At 62.2% G+C, this 16,179-nt stretch carries 17 protein-coding genes; 9 read left to right on the top strand and 8 right to left on the bottom strand.

Translation table 11 applies throughout. The features are described from left to right. Positions 1 to 29: 29 nt before the first annotated feature. The 6 genes from rbfA (at position 30) to NKH71_RS15015 (ending at position 6,788) form a co-directional block, all read left to right on the top strand. Positions 30 to 461, top strand: a complete 432-nt coding sequence (gene rbfA, locus NKH71_RS15040; RefSeq protein ID WP_023719560.1) for a 30S ribosome-binding factor RbfA — start codon at positions 30 to 32, stop codon at positions 459 to 461. Next, positions 461 to 1,420 (top strand): tRNA pseudouridine(55) synthase TruB, encoded by a 960-nt coding sequence (gene truB / locus NKH71_RS15035; protein WP_023719559.1) that lies wholly within the window; start codon positions 461 to 463, stop codon positions 1,418 to 1,420. Before rbfA ends, truB begins: the two co-directional genes overlap by 1 nt. 146 nt (positions 1,421 to 1,566) lie before the next feature. Then, positions 1,567 to 2,661: a magnesium/cobalt transporter CorA gene (gene corA, locus NKH71_RS15030; RefSeq protein ID WP_023719558.1), complete on the top strand. Its 1,095-nt coding sequence runs from the start codon at positions 1,567 to 1,569 to the stop codon at positions 2,659 to 2,661. A 140-nt stretch (positions 2,662 to 2,801) separates the two neighbouring features. Beyond that, the gene (gene rpsO / locus NKH71_RS15025) at positions 2,802 to 3,113 is read left to right on the top strand and encodes a 30S ribosomal protein S15 (protein ID WP_280940423.1); all 312 of its coding nucleotides are present in this window, start codon (positions 2,802 to 2,804) and stop codon (positions 3,111 to 3,113) included. Between the two features lie 409 nt (positions 3,114 to 3,522). Beyond that, on the top strand, positions 3,523 to 5,670 hold the full coding sequence (gene pnp, locus NKH71_RS15020; RefSeq protein ID WP_023719557.1) for a polyribonucleotide nucleotidyltransferase: 2,148 nt from the start codon (positions 3,523 to 3,525) through the stop codon (positions 5,668 to 5,670). Positions 5,671 to 5,774: 104 nt separating this feature from the next. Then, entirely contained in the window at positions 5,775 to 6,788 is a 1,014-nt protein-coding gene (locus NKH71_RS15015) for a class I SAM-dependent methyltransferase (protein ID WP_352483235.1), read from the top strand. Between the two features lie 36 nt (positions 6,789 to 6,824). Here NKH71_RS15015 and fabI read toward each other — a convergent pair whose 3' ends face one another. The 3 genes from fabI to fabA all read right to left on the bottom strand — a co-directional run bounded on the left by fabI (position 6,825) and on the right by fabA (position 9,511). After that, the gene (gene fabI, locus NKH71_RS15010) at positions 6,825 to 7,637 is read right to left on the bottom strand and encodes an enoyl-ACP reductase FabI (protein ID WP_023719555.1); all 813 of its coding nucleotides are present in this window, start codon (positions 7,635 to 7,637) and stop codon (positions 6,825 to 6,827) included. A gap of 13 nt (positions 7,638 to 7,650) precedes the next feature. Next, positions 7,651 to 8,871: a beta-ketoacyl-ACP synthase I gene (gene fabB / locus NKH71_RS15005; RefSeq protein ID WP_023719554.1), complete on the bottom strand. Its 1,221-nt coding sequence runs from the start codon at positions 8,869 to 8,871 to the stop codon at positions 7,651 to 7,653. A 121-nt stretch (positions 8,872 to 8,992) separates the two neighbouring features. Then, positions 8,993 to 9,511, bottom strand: coding sequence for a 3-hydroxyacyl-[acyl-carrier-protein] dehydratase FabA (gene fabA, locus NKH71_RS15000; protein ID WP_352483234.1), 519 nt, complete (start codon positions 9,509 to 9,511; stop codon positions 8,993 to 8,995). 240 nt (positions 9,512 to 9,751) lie between these two features. On the opposite strand from fabA, the gene irrA reads away from it, so the two are divergent. Continuing rightward, positions 9,752 to 10,183 (top strand): iron response transcriptional regulator IrrA, encoded by a 432-nt coding sequence (gene irrA / locus NKH71_RS14995; protein WP_023676913.1) that lies wholly within the window; start codon positions 9,752 to 9,754, stop codon positions 10,181 to 10,183. Positions 10,184 to 10,193: 10 nt separating this feature from the next. Then, positions 10,194 to 10,553, top strand: coding sequence for a DUF4260 domain-containing protein (locus tag NKH71_RS14990; RefSeq protein WP_023719552.1), 360 nt, complete (start codon positions 10,194 to 10,196; stop codon positions 10,551 to 10,553). An 82-nt stretch (positions 10,554 to 10,635) separates the two neighbouring features. Here NKH71_RS14990 and NKH71_RS14985 read toward each other — a convergent pair whose 3' ends face one another. Continuing rightward, a complete protein-coding gene (locus NKH71_RS14985) occupies positions 10,636 to 11,193 on the bottom strand; it encodes an SH3 domain-containing protein (RefSeq protein WP_023719551.1) in 558 nt (185 codons plus the stop codon). 157 nt (positions 11,194 to 11,350) lie between these two features. Here NKH71_RS14985 and NKH71_RS14980 point away from each other — a divergent pair, with 157 nt between their 5' ends. Beyond that, positions 11,351 to 12,352, top strand: a complete 1,002-nt coding sequence (locus tag NKH71_RS14980; RefSeq protein ID WP_352470076.1) for a 2-hydroxyacid dehydrogenase — start codon at positions 11,351 to 11,353, stop codon at positions 12,350 to 12,352. Positions 12,353 to 12,416: 64 nt separating this feature from the next. Here NKH71_RS14980 and NKH71_RS14975 read toward each other — a convergent pair whose 3' ends face one another. From NKH71_RS14975 to dnaN, 4 genes are all read right to left on the bottom strand, one after another. Then, the gene (locus tag NKH71_RS14975; protein WP_352641446.1) at positions 12,417 to 12,905 is read right to left on the bottom strand and encodes a GNAT family N-acetyltransferase; all 489 of its coding nucleotides are present in this window, start codon (positions 12,903 to 12,905) and stop codon (positions 12,417 to 12,419) included. Further along, on the bottom strand, positions 12,902 to 13,663 hold the full coding sequence (locus NKH71_RS14970; protein ID WP_352641448.1) for a molybdopterin-synthase adenylyltransferase MoeB: 762 nt from the start codon (positions 13,661 to 13,663) through the stop codon (positions 12,902 to 12,904). Before NKH71_RS14970 ends, NKH71_RS14975 begins: the two co-directional genes overlap by 4 nt. Before the next feature lie 76 nt (positions 13,664 to 13,739). Then, a complete protein-coding gene (recF, locus tag NKH71_RS14965) occupies positions 13,740 to 14,888 on the bottom strand; it encodes a DNA replication/repair protein RecF (RefSeq protein WP_352483231.1) in 1,149 nt (382 codons plus the stop codon). A gap of 25 nt (positions 14,889 to 14,913) precedes the next feature. Continuing rightward, entirely contained in the window at positions 14,914 to 16,032 is a 1,119-nt protein-coding gene (dnaN, locus tag NKH71_RS14960; RefSeq protein ID WP_023719546.1) for a DNA polymerase III subunit beta, read from the bottom strand. Positions 16,033 to 16,179: the final 147 nt, after the last annotated feature.

Here is a 16,179-nt window from a genome sequence, read left to right as displayed (position 1 = left end):
CGCGCTTCACGATTTCAGGACCGAGGAAAATGCCCCGTTCGACCCCGTCAGGCCCATCCCAGCGCATGCTGCGCGTCGGCGAGCAGGTGCGCCATGCGCTATCCGAAACCTTGCAGCGCGGCGAGATCCTCGATCCGCTGATCGAGAACACAGTGGTCTCGGTCTCCGAAGTGCGCATGTCGCCCGATCTGAAGATCGCCACCGCCTTCGTCTCGCCGCTCGGCGCCAAGGATGCCGGTGCGGTGGTCGAAGCGCTCAACAAGCATGCCAAGTTCGTCCGCGGCCGCGTCTCCGGCGCGCTGCGGCAGATGAAGTACATGCCGGAATTCCGCTTCCGGCTCGATACCAGCTACGATAATTTCCAGAAGATCAACGAATTGCTGCACTCGCCCGAAGTGGCGCGCGATCTCAGCGCCGACGACAAAGACAAAGACAAAGACGACCGGAAGGACAGCGAATAGTGGCGCGTCGCGGCAAGAAGAAGGGCCGGCCGATCTCGGGCTGGCTGGTACTGGACAAGCCGGTCGGCATGGGCTCGACCGAAGCCGTCTCCAAGATCAAATGGCTGTTCCTGGCGGAAAAGGCCGGCCATGCCGGCACGCTCGACCCGCTGGCGTCGGGCATGCTGCCGATCGCGCTTGGCGAGGCGACCAAGACCGTGCCTTACGTCCAGGACGGCGCCAAGGTCTACCGCTTCACCGTTGCCTGGGGCGAGGAGCGTTCGACCGACGACCTCGAAGGCGCGGCGACCAAAAGCTCAGACCTCCGTCCGGCGGAATCCGAAGTGCTGGCGCTGCTTTCGAAATATACCGGCGTGATCATGCAGACACCGCCGCAATTCTCAGCGATCAAGATCGCCGGCGAGCGCGCCTACGACCTTGCCCGCGACGGCGAGACGGTCGACATTCCGGCACGCGAGGTCGAGATCGGCCGGCTCGACCTGGTCGAGCACATGGCCGATCGCACCATCTTCGAGGTCGAATGCGGCAAGGGCACCTATGTCCGCTCGCTGGCGCGCGACATGGGGCGCGACCTTGGCTGTTTTGGTCACATCGCCGAGCTGCGGCGGGTCGAGGTCGAGCCGTTCACGCAGGGAGATTTCGTCACCTTGGCCGAGCTGGAGGCCGCCCGCTTCGGCGAACAGAGCGAGGACGCTTCGCAAGCAGCGGACGCGCCGATCGACTTCGGTGCCATCGATGCACTTCTGGTCGACACCGCCGCGGCGCTCGAATGCTTGCCGCAGGTTGCGATCAGCGACGATGCGGCAACCAAAATCCGCCTCGGCAATCCGGTCATCATTCGCGGCCGTGACGCGCCGGTAGAAGCTGAGGAGGCCTGCGCCACCGCGCGCGGCAAGCTGGTCGCCATCGGCGCCATCGAGCAAGGCATGTTCAAGCCAAAGCGGGTCTTTGTCGGGTAACAGCTGTCGCCCGGCGCATGATCTCCAAACCGGATTCTATTTTGGGAAAGGATCATGCGCTAAATCAACAGGGCTACGGCGTCGTTTGTCGTCCGAAAGGATGCGCTGTGCTGTAGTGCCGTTCGACGCTGCACTCGAGGGGGCACATGGCAAAGGCTGACACGGTCAACAAGCGAGCGGCGCTCAAAACACGGCGGCCACCGGTCGGGGCTTCGCCGGGCACGCTGATCGCCGACCCGGCGGCGCGCCGCTCCGAGCTCAGGCTGACATTGATCTCGCCTGAGAAGTTCAAGACGATCGACAATGCCAGCATCGACGACGTCAACACCCATTGCCACAATTGGCCGATCATCTGGCTCGACTGCACAGGCCTCGCCAACATCCAGCTGATCGAGGAGATCGGCGGGATCTTCAACCTGCATCCGCTGGCGCTGGAAGATGTCGTCAACACCGGTCAGCGGCCCAAGGTGGATTTCTTCGAGGACCATGCCTTTGTCGTCGTCAGGATGATCGACGATGTCACCGCCCATCGTTACGAACAGATCGCCGTCTTCTTCGGCAAGAACTTCGTCGTCACCTTCCAGGAGCGCGAAGGCGACCCGTTCGATCCCGTGCGCAAGCGGATCGCGAGCTCGGTGCCCAACCGCTTGCGCTCGCGCGGCGCCGACTATCTCGCCTATGCTTTGATCGACGCCATCGTCGACAGCTATTTCCCGCCGATCGAGGCTGCCGGCGAATTGGTCGACAGCATCGAGGACCAGATGCTGAACCAGGCGCACAAGCACCAGATGCGGCAGCTTCACGAATTGCGGCGCGACGCCAATGTGCTGAAGGGCGTGCTTTGGCCGATGCGCGACGCGCTGGCGACCATGATCCGCAACGACGTCTCTTATGTGAAGGCCGAAACCAAATTATTCCTGAACGACACGCTGGATCATTCGCTGCGATTGATCGAACTGGTCGAAACCCAGCGCGATATGCTGACCGGCCTGATCGAGATGCACCTGTCGCTCAGCCAGGCGCGCACCAACGACGTCATCAGCTATTTGACCATCGTCTCGGTGATCTTCATGCCGCTCACCTTTCTCGTCGGCGTATGGGGTATGAATTTCGACCCCGACACCTCGCCCTGGAACATGCCGGAGCTGAAAGCCTATTACGGCTATCCCCTGTCGCTCGTCTTCATGGCGATTGTTGCGGTCGGGCTCTACGCATACTTCAAATGGAAGAAATGGCTCTGACCATGCGGAAGTGCCCGTTTATGCAGCAAAAAGCCGGCTTGTGAATTGGGCTGGCCTTTTTGTCGGAATTGCACTATATGCGCCGCAGCTTCGCGCTTTGACGCGTTGCTTGCACCGGCCCCTGCTGGACGACATCCCGGCTGAGGGCGTCCCGTTTCCTCAAACAGACAAGGAAAAACACGATGTCGATTACTGCCGAACGCAAGAAGGAATTGATGGGCGAATTCGCAACCGCCAAGGGCGATACCGGGTCTCCGGAAGTCCAGGTGGCCATCCTTTCCGAGCGCATCAAGAACCTGACCGATCATTTCAAGGACCACAAGAAGGATAACCATTCCCGCCGTGGCCTGCTCGCTCTCGTTTCCCAGCGCCGCAGCCTGCTTGATTATCTCAAGCGCAAGGACGACGCGCGCTATCAGACGCTGATCGAGAAGCTCGGTCTGCGCCGTTGACGAATTGACCGGCGGGTTCTTTCGAGAGCCCGCCGGTCGCGCATTGGAGCATCGGATCATCCAAGGCTCCAATGAAGAAAGCAGAGCGCCGCGCACCGGTTTGGATGCGCAAAGGACGCTCTGAAGTTTTAGATTTGCGCAGGATACTTTCCGAAAACCTGGTTTTCGGGTTCACGCGCAAGGCCAGTCGGATCGATTGGCCAACCCGGTTTCGAAACAGCAGAGGGCCACTCGAAACCGCCCATGGACGGTCATGGGGCAGGATTGCAGGACGCTCGTGCGGCAAATGCGCCGAATAGCCGAGCTTCCCGTTGTCTTGCCCGTGGCTGCCCGAGAAAGGAAGCCAAGGGAAAGGGGCATCCGCGCACGCTGAAACGGCGCGGCCCTTTCCGCATACGAAGGACAAGATATGTTCAATTACCACAAAGTGGAAATCGAATGGGGCGGCCGTCCGCTCATTCTCGAAACCGGCAAGATCGCACGTCAGGCTGACGGCGCGGTGCTGGCCACCTATGGCGAAACCAAGGTTCTCGCCACCGTCGTCTCGATGAAAGAGCCGAAGCCCGGCCTCGATTTCTTTCCCCTGACGGTCAACTACCAGGAAAAGACTTACGCCGCCGGCAAGATCCCGGGTGGCTATTTCAAGCGTGAAGGCCGTCCGAGCGAGAAGGAAACGCTGGTTTCCCGCCTGATTGACCGCCCGATCCGCCCGCTCTTCGCCGAAGGCTACAAGAACGACACCCAGATCGTTGTCACCGTCGTCCAGCACGATCTCGAAAATGATCCGGACATCCTGTCGATCGTCGCCACCTCCGCCGCACTGACCTTGTCCGGCGTGCCGTTCATGGGCCCGGTTGGTGGCGCCCGCGTTGGCTACATTAACGGCGAATACGTGCTCAACCCGCATGTCGACGAGATGCAGGAATCGAAGCTCGACCTGGTCGTCGCCGGCACCGCCGACGCCGTGCTGATGGTCGAGTCCGAAGCCAAGGAACTCGGCGAGGATCTGATGCTCGGCGCCGTCATGTTCGGCCACAGGGGCTTCCAGCCGGTGATCGACGCGATCATCAAGCTGGCCGAAGTCGCCGCCAAGGACCCGCGCGATTTCACCGCGCCGGACTATTCCGCGCTTGAAGCCGAGATGCTCAAGATCGTCGAAGGCGAGCTTCGCGATGCCTACAAGATCACCGACAAGCAGAAGCGCTATGCCGCCGTCGACGCCGTCAAGGCGAAGGTCAAGGCCGCGTTTGCGCCGGCAGAAGGCGAAGAGGCCAAATACACGTCCGAACAGATCGGCACCGTGTTCAAGGAACTCCAGGCCAAGGTCGTGCGCTGGAACATCCTCGACACCGGCTCGCGCATCGACGGCCGCGACCTGAAGACGGTCCGCAAGATCGTCTCGGAAGTCGGCGTCCTGCCGCGCACACACGGCTCGGCGCTGTTCACTCGCGGCGAGACCCAGGCGCTGGTCGTCGCCACGCTCGGCACCGGCGAGGACGAGCAGTATGTCGATTCGCTGACCGGCATGTACAAGGAGAAGTTCCTCCTGCACTACAATTTCCCTCCCTATTCGGTCGGTGAAACGGGCCGTATGGGTTCGCCCGGCCGCCGCGAAATCGGCCACGGCAAGCTCGCCTGGCGCGCCATCCGGCCGATGCTGCCGACCGCCGACCAGTTCCCCTATACGTTGCGCGTCGTTTCGGAGATCACCGAGTCCAACGGCTCGTCCTCGATGGCTACCGTCTGCGGCACCTCGCTGGCGCTGATGGATGCCGGTGTGCCGCTGGCCAAGCCGGTCGCCGGCATTGCGATGGGCCTGATCAAGGAAGGCGAGCGCTTCGCCGTGCTCTCCGATATCCTCGGCGACGAGGACCACCTCGGCGACATGGATTTCAAGGTTGCCGGCACCGCCTACGGCATCACCTCGCTGCAGATGGACATCAAGATCGAGGGCATCACCGAGGAGATCATGAAGATCGCCCTCGACCAGGCCAAGGATGGCCGTCAGCACATTCTCGGCGAAATGGCCCATGCGCTGTCCGGCGCGCGTGCCGAGCTCGGCGAGTTCGCGCCGCGCATCGAGGTCATGCACATCCCGACCGACAAGATCCGCGACGTGATCGGCTCGGGCGGCAAGGTCATCCGCGAGATCGTCGAAAAGACCGGCGCCAAGATCAACATCGAGGATGACGGCACGGTCAAGATCGCTTCGGCCAACGCCAAGGAAATCGAGGCGGCGAAGAAGTGGATCCACACCATCGTCGCCGAGCCGGAAGTCGGTGAAATCTACGAAGGCACGGTCGTCAAGACCGCCGACTTCGGCGCTTTCGTCAACTTCTTCGGTCCGCGTGACGGCCTCGTCCACATCTCGCAGCTCGCCAATGATCGCGTCGCCAAGACCTCCGATGTGGTCAAGGAAGGCGACAAGGTCTGGGTCAAGCTGATGGGCTTCGACGAGCGCGGCAAGGTCCGCCTGTCGATGAAGGTCGTCGACCAGGCCACCGGCAAGGAAATCGCCCGCGATAAGAAGAGCGAAGGCGAAGAAAACGCCGCCTAAGCGGGGTTGCGTTCCGTCGAACGCATAAAGCAATCGAAGCGGGCGCGCCGGAAGGTCGCGCCCGTTTGCATTTCAACAACAGCCTTGCAGTTCAAGAGTGGTGAATGTCCGCCGAGCCGCTGAAGACGCTTTTCCATCCTTTCGAGGCCGGGACCGTTTCCCTGCCGCGAAAGGATGAACGTATTCTTTTTCTCGGTGCCGAGCCCGGCTTTCGCTTGCTCGAAGGCTTCGATGCCAAGCTTCATCTCGTCCAAGGCTTCAGGCCGCATTTTCGCGCCTTGCAGGCGTCCGGCTTCACCGTCACGCCGCAAGTGGAAGGCAAGGCTTTCGACGCGGCGCTAGTGCTCGCTGGCCGCCATCGCGGACAAAACGAGTTGCGCGTCGCAGAAGCGATCGAGCACGTGGCATCAGGCGGGTTGATCGTCGTCGCCGGCGGTAAGGACGATGGTATCGCCAGCCTGCGCAAGCATGTCGGCGCCCTTGTGCCGCCCGAAGGCCACCTGCCGAAGCATCACGGCATTGCCTTCTGGTTTCGCCGGCCGGCCGATACCGTCGCCGCGGCAACGCTTCGCGCCGCCAATCCGGACTTGGTGGTCGAGGACCGCTTCCGCACGGCCCCAGGCATGTTTTCGTTCGACAAGATCGATGCCGGATCGAAGCTGCTGGTCGAAAATCTGCCCAACGATCTGCGTGGCAGCGTTGCGGATTTCTGTGCCGGTTGGGGCTATGTCGCCGCCGAAGTCGCCGCCCGCTCACCCGGCATATCGGCGCTTGACCTTTACGAAGCGGATTTCGAGGCGCTGGAGGCGGCGAAGGTCAATGTCGGCAACACAGGCCTGGAGCCACGTTTCTTCTGGATAGATCTTTTGAGCGAGCCGGTCGAGCACCGCTACGATGTGATCGCCATGAACCCGCCCTTTCACCGCAGCCGGGCGACTGAGCCCGAAATCGGTGCCGGCATGATCCGCGCGGCAGGCAAGGCGCTGAAGCCGGGCGGCCGGCTGTTCATGGTGGCGAACCGTCAGCTTCCCTACGAACCGGTGCTGGCGGCCGCCTTCTCCAGCCATGCGGAGCTCGCCCGCGACGGCATGTTCAAGGTCTTCTCGGCGCGACGCTGAAACGCTGCGGGGCAAGCCGGCGACACGTCGCTCGCGCTATTCCCGCCCGCCGTCGGTTTGCTTCAACTCGTCAAGCGTCGGCATGGACACGATGTGATAGCCGGAATCGACATAGTGGATTTCGCCGGTGACGCCGGAGGACAGATCGGACAGCAGATAGAGCGCTGAGCCGCCGACTTCGTCGATTGTCACCGTGCGGCGTAGCGGCGAGTTGCGCTGCTGGTAGGAGAACATGTGGCGTGCGTCGGAAATCCCGGCGCCGGCAAGCGTCCGCACCGGTCCAGCCGATATGCCGTTCACCCTGATGCCGCGCGGGCCGTAGTCGTTGGCTAGATAGCGGACGCTGGCCTCCAGCCCGGCCTTGGCGACGCCCATGACGTTGTAGTTCGGCATGACGCGGACCGAACCGGCATAGGTCAGCGTGATCATCGAACCGCTATCCTTCATCAACGTGGCGGCGTGACGGGCGACCTCGGTGAAGGAGTAGCAGGAGATCACCATGGTGCGGATGAAGTTGTCGCGGCTGGTGTCGGCGTAGAGGCCTTTCAGCTCGTTCTTGTCGGAAAAGCCGATGGCATGGACGACGAAATCCAGCCCGCCCCACGCCTTGCCCAAAGTCTCGAAAGTCGCGGCGACCGATGCGCTGTCCTCGACGTCGCAAGGTACCACCAGCGATGCGCCCAGTTTCTCGGCGAGCGGCTTGACGCGGCGCCCGAAGGCCTCACCCTGATAGGTGAAGGCGAGATCCGCGCCATGTTCGGACAGTTTGCGGGCGATGCCCCAGGCGATCGAATGATCGTTGGCGACGCCCATGACAAGCCCGCGCTTGCCCTTCATCAATCCGTCCATGGTCGGCAAATCCTTATGCGGAATAGCGCTGGAAAATCAGCGTAGCGTTGGTGCCACCGAAACCGAACGAATTGGACAAAACGGTGTCGATCCTGGCTTCGTCGATGCGCTTGCGCACGATCGGCATGCCTTCGAATTCCGGATCGAGGTTGTCAATGTGGGCGCTCTCGCCGATAAAGCCGCCTTGCATCATCAGGATCGAGTAGATCGATTCCTGCACGCCGGCCGCACCCAGCGAATGACCGGTCAGCGATTTGGTCGACGTGATGAAAGGCATCTTCTCGCCGAACACCTCGCGGATGGCGCCCATTTCCTTGGAGTCGCCGACCGGCGTCGAAGTGCCGTGCGTATTAATATAGTCGACCGGCGAGGACACCGTTGCGAGCGCCTGCTTCATGCAGCGAGCCGCGCCTTCGCCCGACGGCGCCACCATGTCGTAGCCGTCGGAGGTGGCGCCATAGCCGACGATCTCGGCATAGATCTTGGCGCCGCGTGCCTTGGCATGCTCGAGCTCTTCAAGAATCAGCACGCCGGCGCCGCCGGCAATGACGAAACCGTCGCGATCGACGTCGTAGGCGCGCGAGGCGACTGATGCCCTGTCGTTGAACTTGGACGACATGGCGCCCATGGCATCGAACAGATCCGACATCGTCCAGTCGAGATCCTCATGACCGCCGGCGAAGACGATGTCCTGCTTCCCCCACTGGATCAGCTCGTAGCCATTGCCGATGCAATGCGCTGACGTCGAGCAGGCCGATGAGATCGAATAGTTGACGCCGTGGATCTTGAACCAAGTGGCAAGCGTCGCTGAAGCGGTCGACGACATCGCTTTTGGCACCGCGAACGGGCCGATCCGCTTGGGGCTGCCGTTTTTGATCGTCGTCTCGGCCGCTTCGACGATTGCACGGGTCGACGGTCCGCCGGAGCCCATTACGATGCCGGTGCGCTCGTTGGTGATGTCGGTCTCGTCGAGGCCGGCGTCTGCGATCGCCTGGTCCATCGCGACATGGTTCCAAGCAGCACCTTGCGACAGGAAGCGCATGGCGCGACGGTCGATCATTCCCGACGGATCCAGCGTCGGCGCTCCCCACACCCGGCAACGGAAGCCATGCTCGGCGAAAGAGTCGGAAAAGCTGATGCCGGACCTGGCATCATGCAAGGAGGCCTGCACCTCGTTGGCATTGTTGCCGATCGACGACACGATGCCGAGACCTGTGACTACGACCCGTCTCATTCGCAACTCCTTCCAGCACGGACCTCCGAAACCTGATTAAGTTTCCGGAACGGAACCATGCGCAAATTAAAGTGCTACAGCGTCCTTTAGATGTCCAAGACGTGGCACTGTTGGTCTTCGCTCAGCCGGCGGCCGATTGCTTGGACAGACCGACCTTCAGATCCGTTGCCGCATATATGGGCTCGCCATCTGCCTTCAGCCAGCCATCGGCGATGCCAAGCACAAGCCGACCGCGCATCACTCGCTTGAAGTCGACGCCATACTCCACCTTCTTGACCGAAGGCGTGACCATGCCTTTGAATCTCACCTCACCTGTCGACAGCGCCATTCCCTTGCCTGGTTCGCCGAGCCATCCAAGGTAGAAACCCGTCAACTGCCACATGGCGTCCAGGCCCAGGCATCCCGGCATGATCGGATTGCCGATGAAATGGCAGGCGAAAAACCACAAATCCGGCTTGATATCGAATTCTGCGCGGATGAAACCCTTGTCGAACGCACCGCCGGTTTCGCTGATCTCGGTGATGCGGTCGAACATCAGCATCGGCGGATAGGGCAGTTGCGCATTTCCCGGTCCGAACAGCTCGCCGCGGGCGCAGGCAAGCAATTCCTCGTAACCGTAGCTGGATTTCGAACCCGCCATCAATCTCGTCCCCGTGATCGTCCCGGGCGATAGGCGCCCATGCTGGTGGTTTCCTAACACAATCTGTTTCAGGCCGGAAACCGGCGTTTGCGCTTAACCTGCCCGTCTGCCCGGGTCAATGCGCGCTATTGATCGCATTCGGCCGACAGAATATATGTCAGGACACGTCCAATTTCGGCAGATGCTCTATTTCTGCCATTTTGGACGTGTCTGAGACGGAACTGTGGGCGCGACGGATAGATGGATCTGGGTTGCCGGAAGGATAATGTCGCTGTGGACAAGCGGGTTCGCGAAGCCGGTCTGAGGCCGACACGCCAGCGTATCGCGCTGGCCGATCTGCTTTTCGCCAAGGGCGACCGCCACCTTTCGGCCGAGGAACTGCACGAGGAAGCGCTTGCCGCCGGCGTGCCGGTGTCTCTGGCCACCGTCTACAATGCTCTGCACCAGTTCACCCAGGCTGGCCTTTTGCGCATCCTTGCCGTCGAGGGATCGAAGACCTATTTCGACACCAACACCTCCGATCACCATCATTTCTATATCGAGGGCGAAAACAGGATCTTCGATATCGACAGCGGCCCGGTGACGGTTTCCAACCTGCCGGAACCGCCGGAAGGCATGGAGATCGCCAATGTCGATATCGTGGTGAGACTGCGTCCGAAACGCTGCGACTGACCGGCGCCTTATGAATTTCCTGGATTTGACGCTCCGGCTCGAATGGGTCGCCGTCGCGGTGGCGGCTCTTGTCTTCTATGCAATGGCCGGTGCTTCCTGGTGGCTATTTGCAGTGCTCGTCCTGGCGCCCGACCTGTCGATCCTGGGTTACATGGCCGGGCCGCGCGTCGGGGCCGTCGCCTACAACACCTTGCACATACTGGTCTTGCCCGTTCTGCTGGCGCTTTTCGGCAGCGTCTTTGACAATGCATTGGCGACATCCGTTGCGCTGATCTGGATCGCCCACATCGCCATCGACCGCGCCCTGGGCTATGGCTTGAAGCTGTCGAGCAGTTTCCAGGATACCCATCTCGGCCGCATCGGCGGCTAGATCATCCCCGAATTGAAGAACAGCGAAACAAAATGCCGGATCCGGTGCTTGCAGCGCTGGCCTGACCTCCGGTTCGGAAGCGTCAGTTCTTGACCTTTTCGCCGGGATAGGCGCCCCAGACGAGCGACTGGGCGAGCCAGCCGGTATGGCCGTCGAAGGTCATTTCGCACCATTGGCCATCGCAGGACTTGATCGTGCCCATCACCCCCGGTTCGAGGATCGCGATGACGCTTGCATCTTTTGCCGGGTCGTCGAGGAGGTTGATGCGGGCGTCCTTGCCGCGCTGCCAGGGGGCGACGATCGCCGTGCGGCGGCCCGAAAGCAGCGACTGATTGATCCAGCCTTCCGAGCCGTCGGCATCGCGCACGCGGCGCCATGTATCGAACTCCTGGATGATCTCCATCGGCAGGCCTGGTTTCATGTACATCCAATCGACGGAATAGTTGACGCCCGGCCCGACGCGCGAGTTGACGCGGCCGGATTTCAGGCTGACGAAGCGCGGCAGCGGCAAGCCGCTTGGTCCGAGCGTGACGCTCTGGGCGGGGGCCGCGGCACTTTGCGCCATCACCAGTGGGCTATGGATGAGAGCGCCGAGGAATGCTGCACTGAGGGTCAGGCGGAGCGACGCGAAACCAGACACTTTCGTTCCTTTCGGCGCCGGCCCATCGGCCTTCGCGCCCCTTTTTCTTTGTCTTCGGCGGAACCACTTGTTACATGGATGACCGGTACCGCGATCGGCTCTCAGTTTCGCCGTTCTTGGTTAAAGAGGTCTCAACGAGATCGGGTTCGAGGAAACAATGGCAGGCAAAAAGAAGCCCCTCGTCGTCATCACGCGCAAGTTGCCCGACCCGGTCGAGACCCGCATGCGCGAGTTGTTCGACGCCCGGTTGAATGTCGAGGACAGGCCGATGACGCAGCCGGAACTAGTGGCGGCGGTCAAGGAGGCTGACGTGCTGGTGCCGACCGTGACCGATAATATCGACGCGGCGCTGATTGCCCAAGCCGGCGACAACCTCAAGCTGATCGCCAATTTCGGCAATGGCGTCGACAAGATCGACGTTGCGGCAGCGGCCAAGAAAGGCATCACCGTCACCAATACGCCGAACGTGCTGACCGAAGATACGGCCGACATGACCATGGCGCTGATGCTGGCCGTGCCGCGACGGCTGGCCGAAGGCGCCAACGTGCTGACCGGGGACAAGAAATGGGCGGGCTGGTCGCCGACCTGGATGCTCGGCCGTCGCATCTGGGGCAAACGGCTCGGCATTGTCGGCATGGGTCGCATCGGCACCGCCGTCGCCAGGCGCGCCAAGGCCTTTGGCCTCTCGATCCACTACCACAACCGCCACCGCGTGCTGCCGGCAATCGAGGACGAGTTGGAAGCCACATATTGGGAAAGCCTCGACCAGATGCTTGCCCGTATGGACATTATCTCGGTCAATTGCCCATCGACACCGGCAACCTTCCACCTGCTTTCGGCGCGGCGGCTGGCGCTGCTGCAACCGTCCGCTTACATAGTCAACACCGCGCGCGGCGATATCATCGATGAGGAATCGCTGGTCAAGCTCATCCATGACGGCAAGATCGCCGGCGCCGGCCTCGACGTCTACGAGCACGAGCCGGCGCTGAACAGCAAGCTTCTGAAGCTCGCCCACAAAGGCAAGGTCGTGCTGTTGCCGCATATGGGCTCGGCGACGCTCGAAGGCCGCATCGATATGGGTGAGAAGGTGATCATCAACATCCGCGCCTTCTTCGATGGCCATCGTCCGCCCGACCGCGTGCTGCCGCTGCGGGCGTGACCTGCCATCATGCCGGCATGGCCTTGCCGCGGCAGCCACTCGTTCGTCTTTGGATAGTGTTGGCTTACGAAAGCACCTTGCGCATGGTGATTGAGGTCGGCCGGTCGTAGCCCTTGTGCGCTGTCCGTTCGGTTTCGCGAAAGCCGAGTCGGGCGAAGGCAGTGTGGTTTCCGGTCAGTTCGACCCGGGTCTGGAGCTCGATGGCGGCCCGGTTGTGGCTACGGGCAAGATCTTCGACAGCCTGCATCAGCCGCTTTCCGATGCCTTGGCCCTGAAGAGTCGGCACAACCGCGAGCTTTCCAATATAGAGGTCGTCTGCGCGCTTCACGACGAAGACGCAACCGACGATCTCGTTTTCCTTCAGCGCCAGGAATCCAGTCTCCTCCAGCGCTCTAGCCCTAAGATTTTCGACAGTGAGCCGATGCGCCGAGGACGGCGGATCAATAACGCCTTCCATGAAGGCGAAGGCGCGCATGACCAGTGCCAAGACCTCGTCCCAACGGTCGAAATCGGCCGCAAGCTGCACAATGGAAACGTCGGCAGGCAGGCTCACCGGTGAGTCCGCTTGTAGCGGATCGTGTCGAAGCGTGCCGCCAGTGCATCGTAGAGCAGCAGTCGCCCGACCAGCGGCTCGCCAATCCCGGTGATCAGCTTGATCGCTTCCATGGCTTGCAGCGTGCCGATGACCCCCGTCAGCGCACCGACAATGCCGGCCACCGCGCAGGACGGCACCAGTCCCGGCGGCGGCGCTTCGGGAAAAAGATCGCGGTAGCTTGGGTTCAACGTGCCGTCCGGACCGGTTTCGAACGGCTTCAGCACCGTCACCGAGCCGTCGAAGCGGCCAACGGCGGCATGGACGAGCGGCCGGCTTTCGGCGGCGCAGGCGTCGGCCACGGCGTAGCGCGTCTCGAAATTGTCGGAGCCGTCAACGACGATGTCATAATCGGCGATGAGGGCAGGGGCGTTGTCCGCGGTCAGCCTGAAATTGTGCTCTTCCACGACGACGTTTGGATTGATGCGGATGATCGCCGCCTTGGCGCTGTCGGTTTTCGCCATGCCGACATCGCCCGTGGCGTGGATCACTTGTCGTTGCAGGTTGGAAAGCGAAACGATGTCGTCGTCGACGATACCGAGTGTGCCAATCCCTGCGGCGGCGAGATATTCGAGCACCGGCGCTCCCAACCCGCCGGCGCCGATGACCAGCACCCGCGCCCGCTTTAGCCGCTGCTGGCCGGCGCCGCCGATTTCGGGCAGCACGATGTGGCGGGCGTAGCGTTCGAGCTCTTCGTCGGTGAGGGCGGCTGTGATCATCGCCGGACCATATAACGGAGGAAAAAACTTGTCAGGCGTCAATGCATGCGGCTCAGAAATGCGTCATGGACGAAGTTCAGATGGTCGGCCTGACCTTGCCGTGATCGACGATCAGGAACTGCGCGCGTCCCTTGAGGCTGTCAAACAACGCGGCATCGGTCCCGGTCATGAAAGCCTGGCAGTTCAGTTCCTCCAGGATCGAGAACAAGGCCGCGCGCCGGCCGCCGTCGAGGTGGGCGGCGATCTCGTCGAGCAGCAGGATCGGCGTCATGCCCGACATCTCGCCGGTTAGCCGTGCATGCGACAAGACAATGCCGACCAGCAGCGCCTTCTGCTCGCCGGTCGAGCAGAGTTCGGCCGGCATTGCCTTGGGCCGGTGGCGCACCACGAGATCGGAACGGTGCGGGCCGTCGAGCGTGCGTCCGGCGGTGCGGTCACGGTCGCGCCCTTGGGCAAGCGCACGACGGAACCGTTCCTCGACGTCGACGGCCGGCGAAATGCCGACTTCGCCTTCCAGTTCCCCCGAGATGCCGATGTCGGCTTGCGGAAACGGTCCGTCGCCGGGCAGACGGTCGATCATGGCGGCGAGCAGGCGCACCAGTTCGGCACGCGCCGCGGCAATTGCCACGCCGGTCTCCGCCATTTGCATCTCGATGGCATCGAACCAGGCACCGTCGCGCGAACCGTCGGCGAGCAGCCTGTTGCGGCCGCGCATTGCCTTTTCGTAGTCAAGCGCGCGCTGGCCGTGGCCGGGGTCGATCGCCAGCACCAGTCGGTCGAGGAAGCGCCGACGGTCGGCGGCTGGCCCGGGGAACAGGCCGTCCATGGCCGGTGTCAGCCAGACCACGCGCAGCCATTCCAGCATGTCTTCGGCTGAGCGCGCCGCCGCGCCGTTGATCCGCACCCGCCTGCCGCCTTCGCTGTCGCTGCCTGCAATCCCGGTACCGATCTCGACCTGGCCGTCCGGCCCGTCAAGCCGGGCATGCAGCGCAAAGCCACCGTCGCCGCCTTCGCGCGCCACCTCGGCATAGGGTGCGCGGCGCAGGCCGCGGCCTGGCGTGAGCAGCGAGATCGCTTCAAGCAGATTGGTCTTGCCGGCGCCATTGTCGCCGGAGAAAACCACAGCGCCGGGATCAAGGTCGATTGCCAACGCCGCATAATTGCGGAAATTCGTAAGTGTAAGCTTACTTATGTAAGTCTGCCGTGGGTTTGCAAATCTGGTCACGACAGCAGATGGCCTCGTTCGGGCCCTACACCCGCATCGGCATCAACACGTAGAGCGCGGTCTCGTCGGCCATGTCGTGGATCAGTGTCGGGGATCCGGCATCCGCCAGCATGAACTTCGCCTCCGTGCCGGTCAGTTGCGCGGCAACGTCGAGCAGGTATTTGGCGTTGAAGCCGATTTCGATCGGATCGGACGAATAGTCGGCTGCCAGTTCTTCGGTGGCGCTGCCTGAATCCGGATTGTTGACTGCAAGCGTGACCTGGCCTTCGGCGATCGAAAGCTTTACAGCCCGGCCGCGTTCGGACGAAATGGTCGAAACGCGATCGACGGCAGCGGCGAAACTCTGACGATCGATGATCAGCTTCTTGTCGTTGCCGGTCGGAATGACGCGCTGGTAGTCCGGGAAAGTGCCGTCGATCAGCTTGGAGGTCAAGATGACGCTGCCGATGGTGAAACGGATCTTGGTGTCCGACAGCTCGGTGGTCACCGCAATGTCGGGGTCGTCGACCAGCTTCTGCAACTCGCTGACCGTCTTTCGCGGGATGATGACGCCAGGCATGCCCTCGGAGCCCGCTGGTGCGTCGATCTCGGCGCGCGCCAGCCGATGGCCGTCGGTCGCGACCGAGCGCAGCTTCAGCTTGCCGCCAGCCTCGTGCGTGTGCAGATAGATGCCGTTCAGATAATAGCGCGTCTCCTCGGTCGAGATGGCGAACTGGGTCTTCTCGATGAGGCCCTTTAGCCCGAGGGAATCGAGCCGGAAAATATGCGAGAACGACCCGGCTGAAAGCTCGGGAAAGTCGGACTGCGGCAGGCACTGCAGGCGGAAGCTCGAGCGCCCCGACGTCACCGTCATGGCGTTGCCGTCTTCGTCGGTCTTCAGCGCCACCTCCGCGCCGTCGGCAAGCTTGCGCACGATGTCGTAGAGCAGATGCGCCGGAACCGTCGTCGCCCCGCCACGCTCGACCTTTGCCGGCGTTGCTTCGGTCACCTCCAGGTCGAGGTCGGTCGCCTTCATTTCAAGGCTGGCCCCCTCGGCGCTGAGCAGCACGTTCGACAGGATCGGAATGGTGTTGCGCCGCTCGACCACGCGGTGAACATGGTTGAGCGACTTCAGGAGATTTGACCGTTCCAGGATAACACGCATGACGAAACAGGCTCGCTTGAATGAATGAACGGGTCTCCGGCAAGCGGCGCCCCGCGAAAGGTCTGAACAGGCTCAGAATCTGCGTAAACTGACAGGAAAAACCCGGCAAACGCAAGCCCGCGCCACCGGTTCGGGCCGGCTGCACGG

The sequence above is a fragment of the Mesorhizobium sp. M0983 genome (genome assembly GCF_040318975.1).
Lineage (GTDB): Bacteria > Pseudomonadota > Alphaproteobacteria > Rhizobiales > Rhizobiaceae > Mesorhizobium.
This window is presented reverse-complemented; position numbering and strand designations above follow the sequence as displayed.

What these genes read in the sequence shown, in the direction of transcription:
- rbfA (WP_023719560.1), top strand. Translation starts at nt 30, where the DNA reads ATGCCCCGTTCGACCCCGTCAGGCCCATCCCAGCGCATGCTGCGCGTC.
- corA (WP_023719558.1), top strand. Translation starts at nt 1,567, where the DNA reads ATGGCAAAGGCTGACACGGTCAACAAGCGAGCGGCGCTCAAAACACGG.
- pnp (WP_023719557.1), top strand. Translation starts at nt 3,523, where the DNA reads ATGTTCAATTACCACAAAGTGGAAATCGAATGGGGCGGCCGTCCGCTC.
- NKH71_RS15015 (WP_352483235.1), top strand. Translation starts at nt 5,775, where the DNA reads ATGTCCGCCGAGCCGCTGAAGACGCTTTTCCATCCTTTCGAGGCCGGG.
- fabI (WP_023719555.1), bottom strand. Translation starts at nt 7,637, where the DNA reads ATGGACGGATTGATGAAGGGCAAGCGCGGGCTTGTCATGGGCGTCGCC.
- fabB (WP_023719554.1), bottom strand. Translation starts at nt 8,871, where the DNA reads ATGAGACGGGTCGTAGTCACAGGTCTCGGCATCGTGTCGTCGATCGGC.
- fabA (WP_352483234.1), bottom strand. Translation starts at nt 9,511, where the DNA reads ATGGCGGGTTCGAAATCCAGCTACGGTTACGAGGAATTGCTTGCCTGC.
- irrA (WP_023676913.1), top strand. Translation starts at nt 9,752, where the DNA reads ATGGATCTGGGTTGCCGGAAGGATAATGTCGCTGTGGACAAGCGGGTT.
- NKH71_RS14990 (WP_023719552.1), top strand. Translation starts at nt 10,194, where the DNA reads ATGAATTTCCTGGATTTGACGCTCCGGCTCGAATGGGTCGCCGTCGCG.
- NKH71_RS14980 (WP_352470076.1), top strand. Translation starts at nt 11,351, where the DNA reads ATGGCAGGCAAAAAGAAGCCCCTCGTCGTCATCACGCGCAAGTTGCCC.
- NKH71_RS14970 (WP_352641448.1), bottom strand. Translation starts at nt 13,663, where the DNA reads ATGATCACAGCCGCCCTCACCGACGAAGAGCTCGAACGCTACGCCCGC.
- dnaN (WP_023719546.1), bottom strand. Translation starts at nt 16,032, where the DNA reads ATGCGTGTTATCCTGGAACGGTCAAATCTCCTGAAGTCGCTCAACCAT.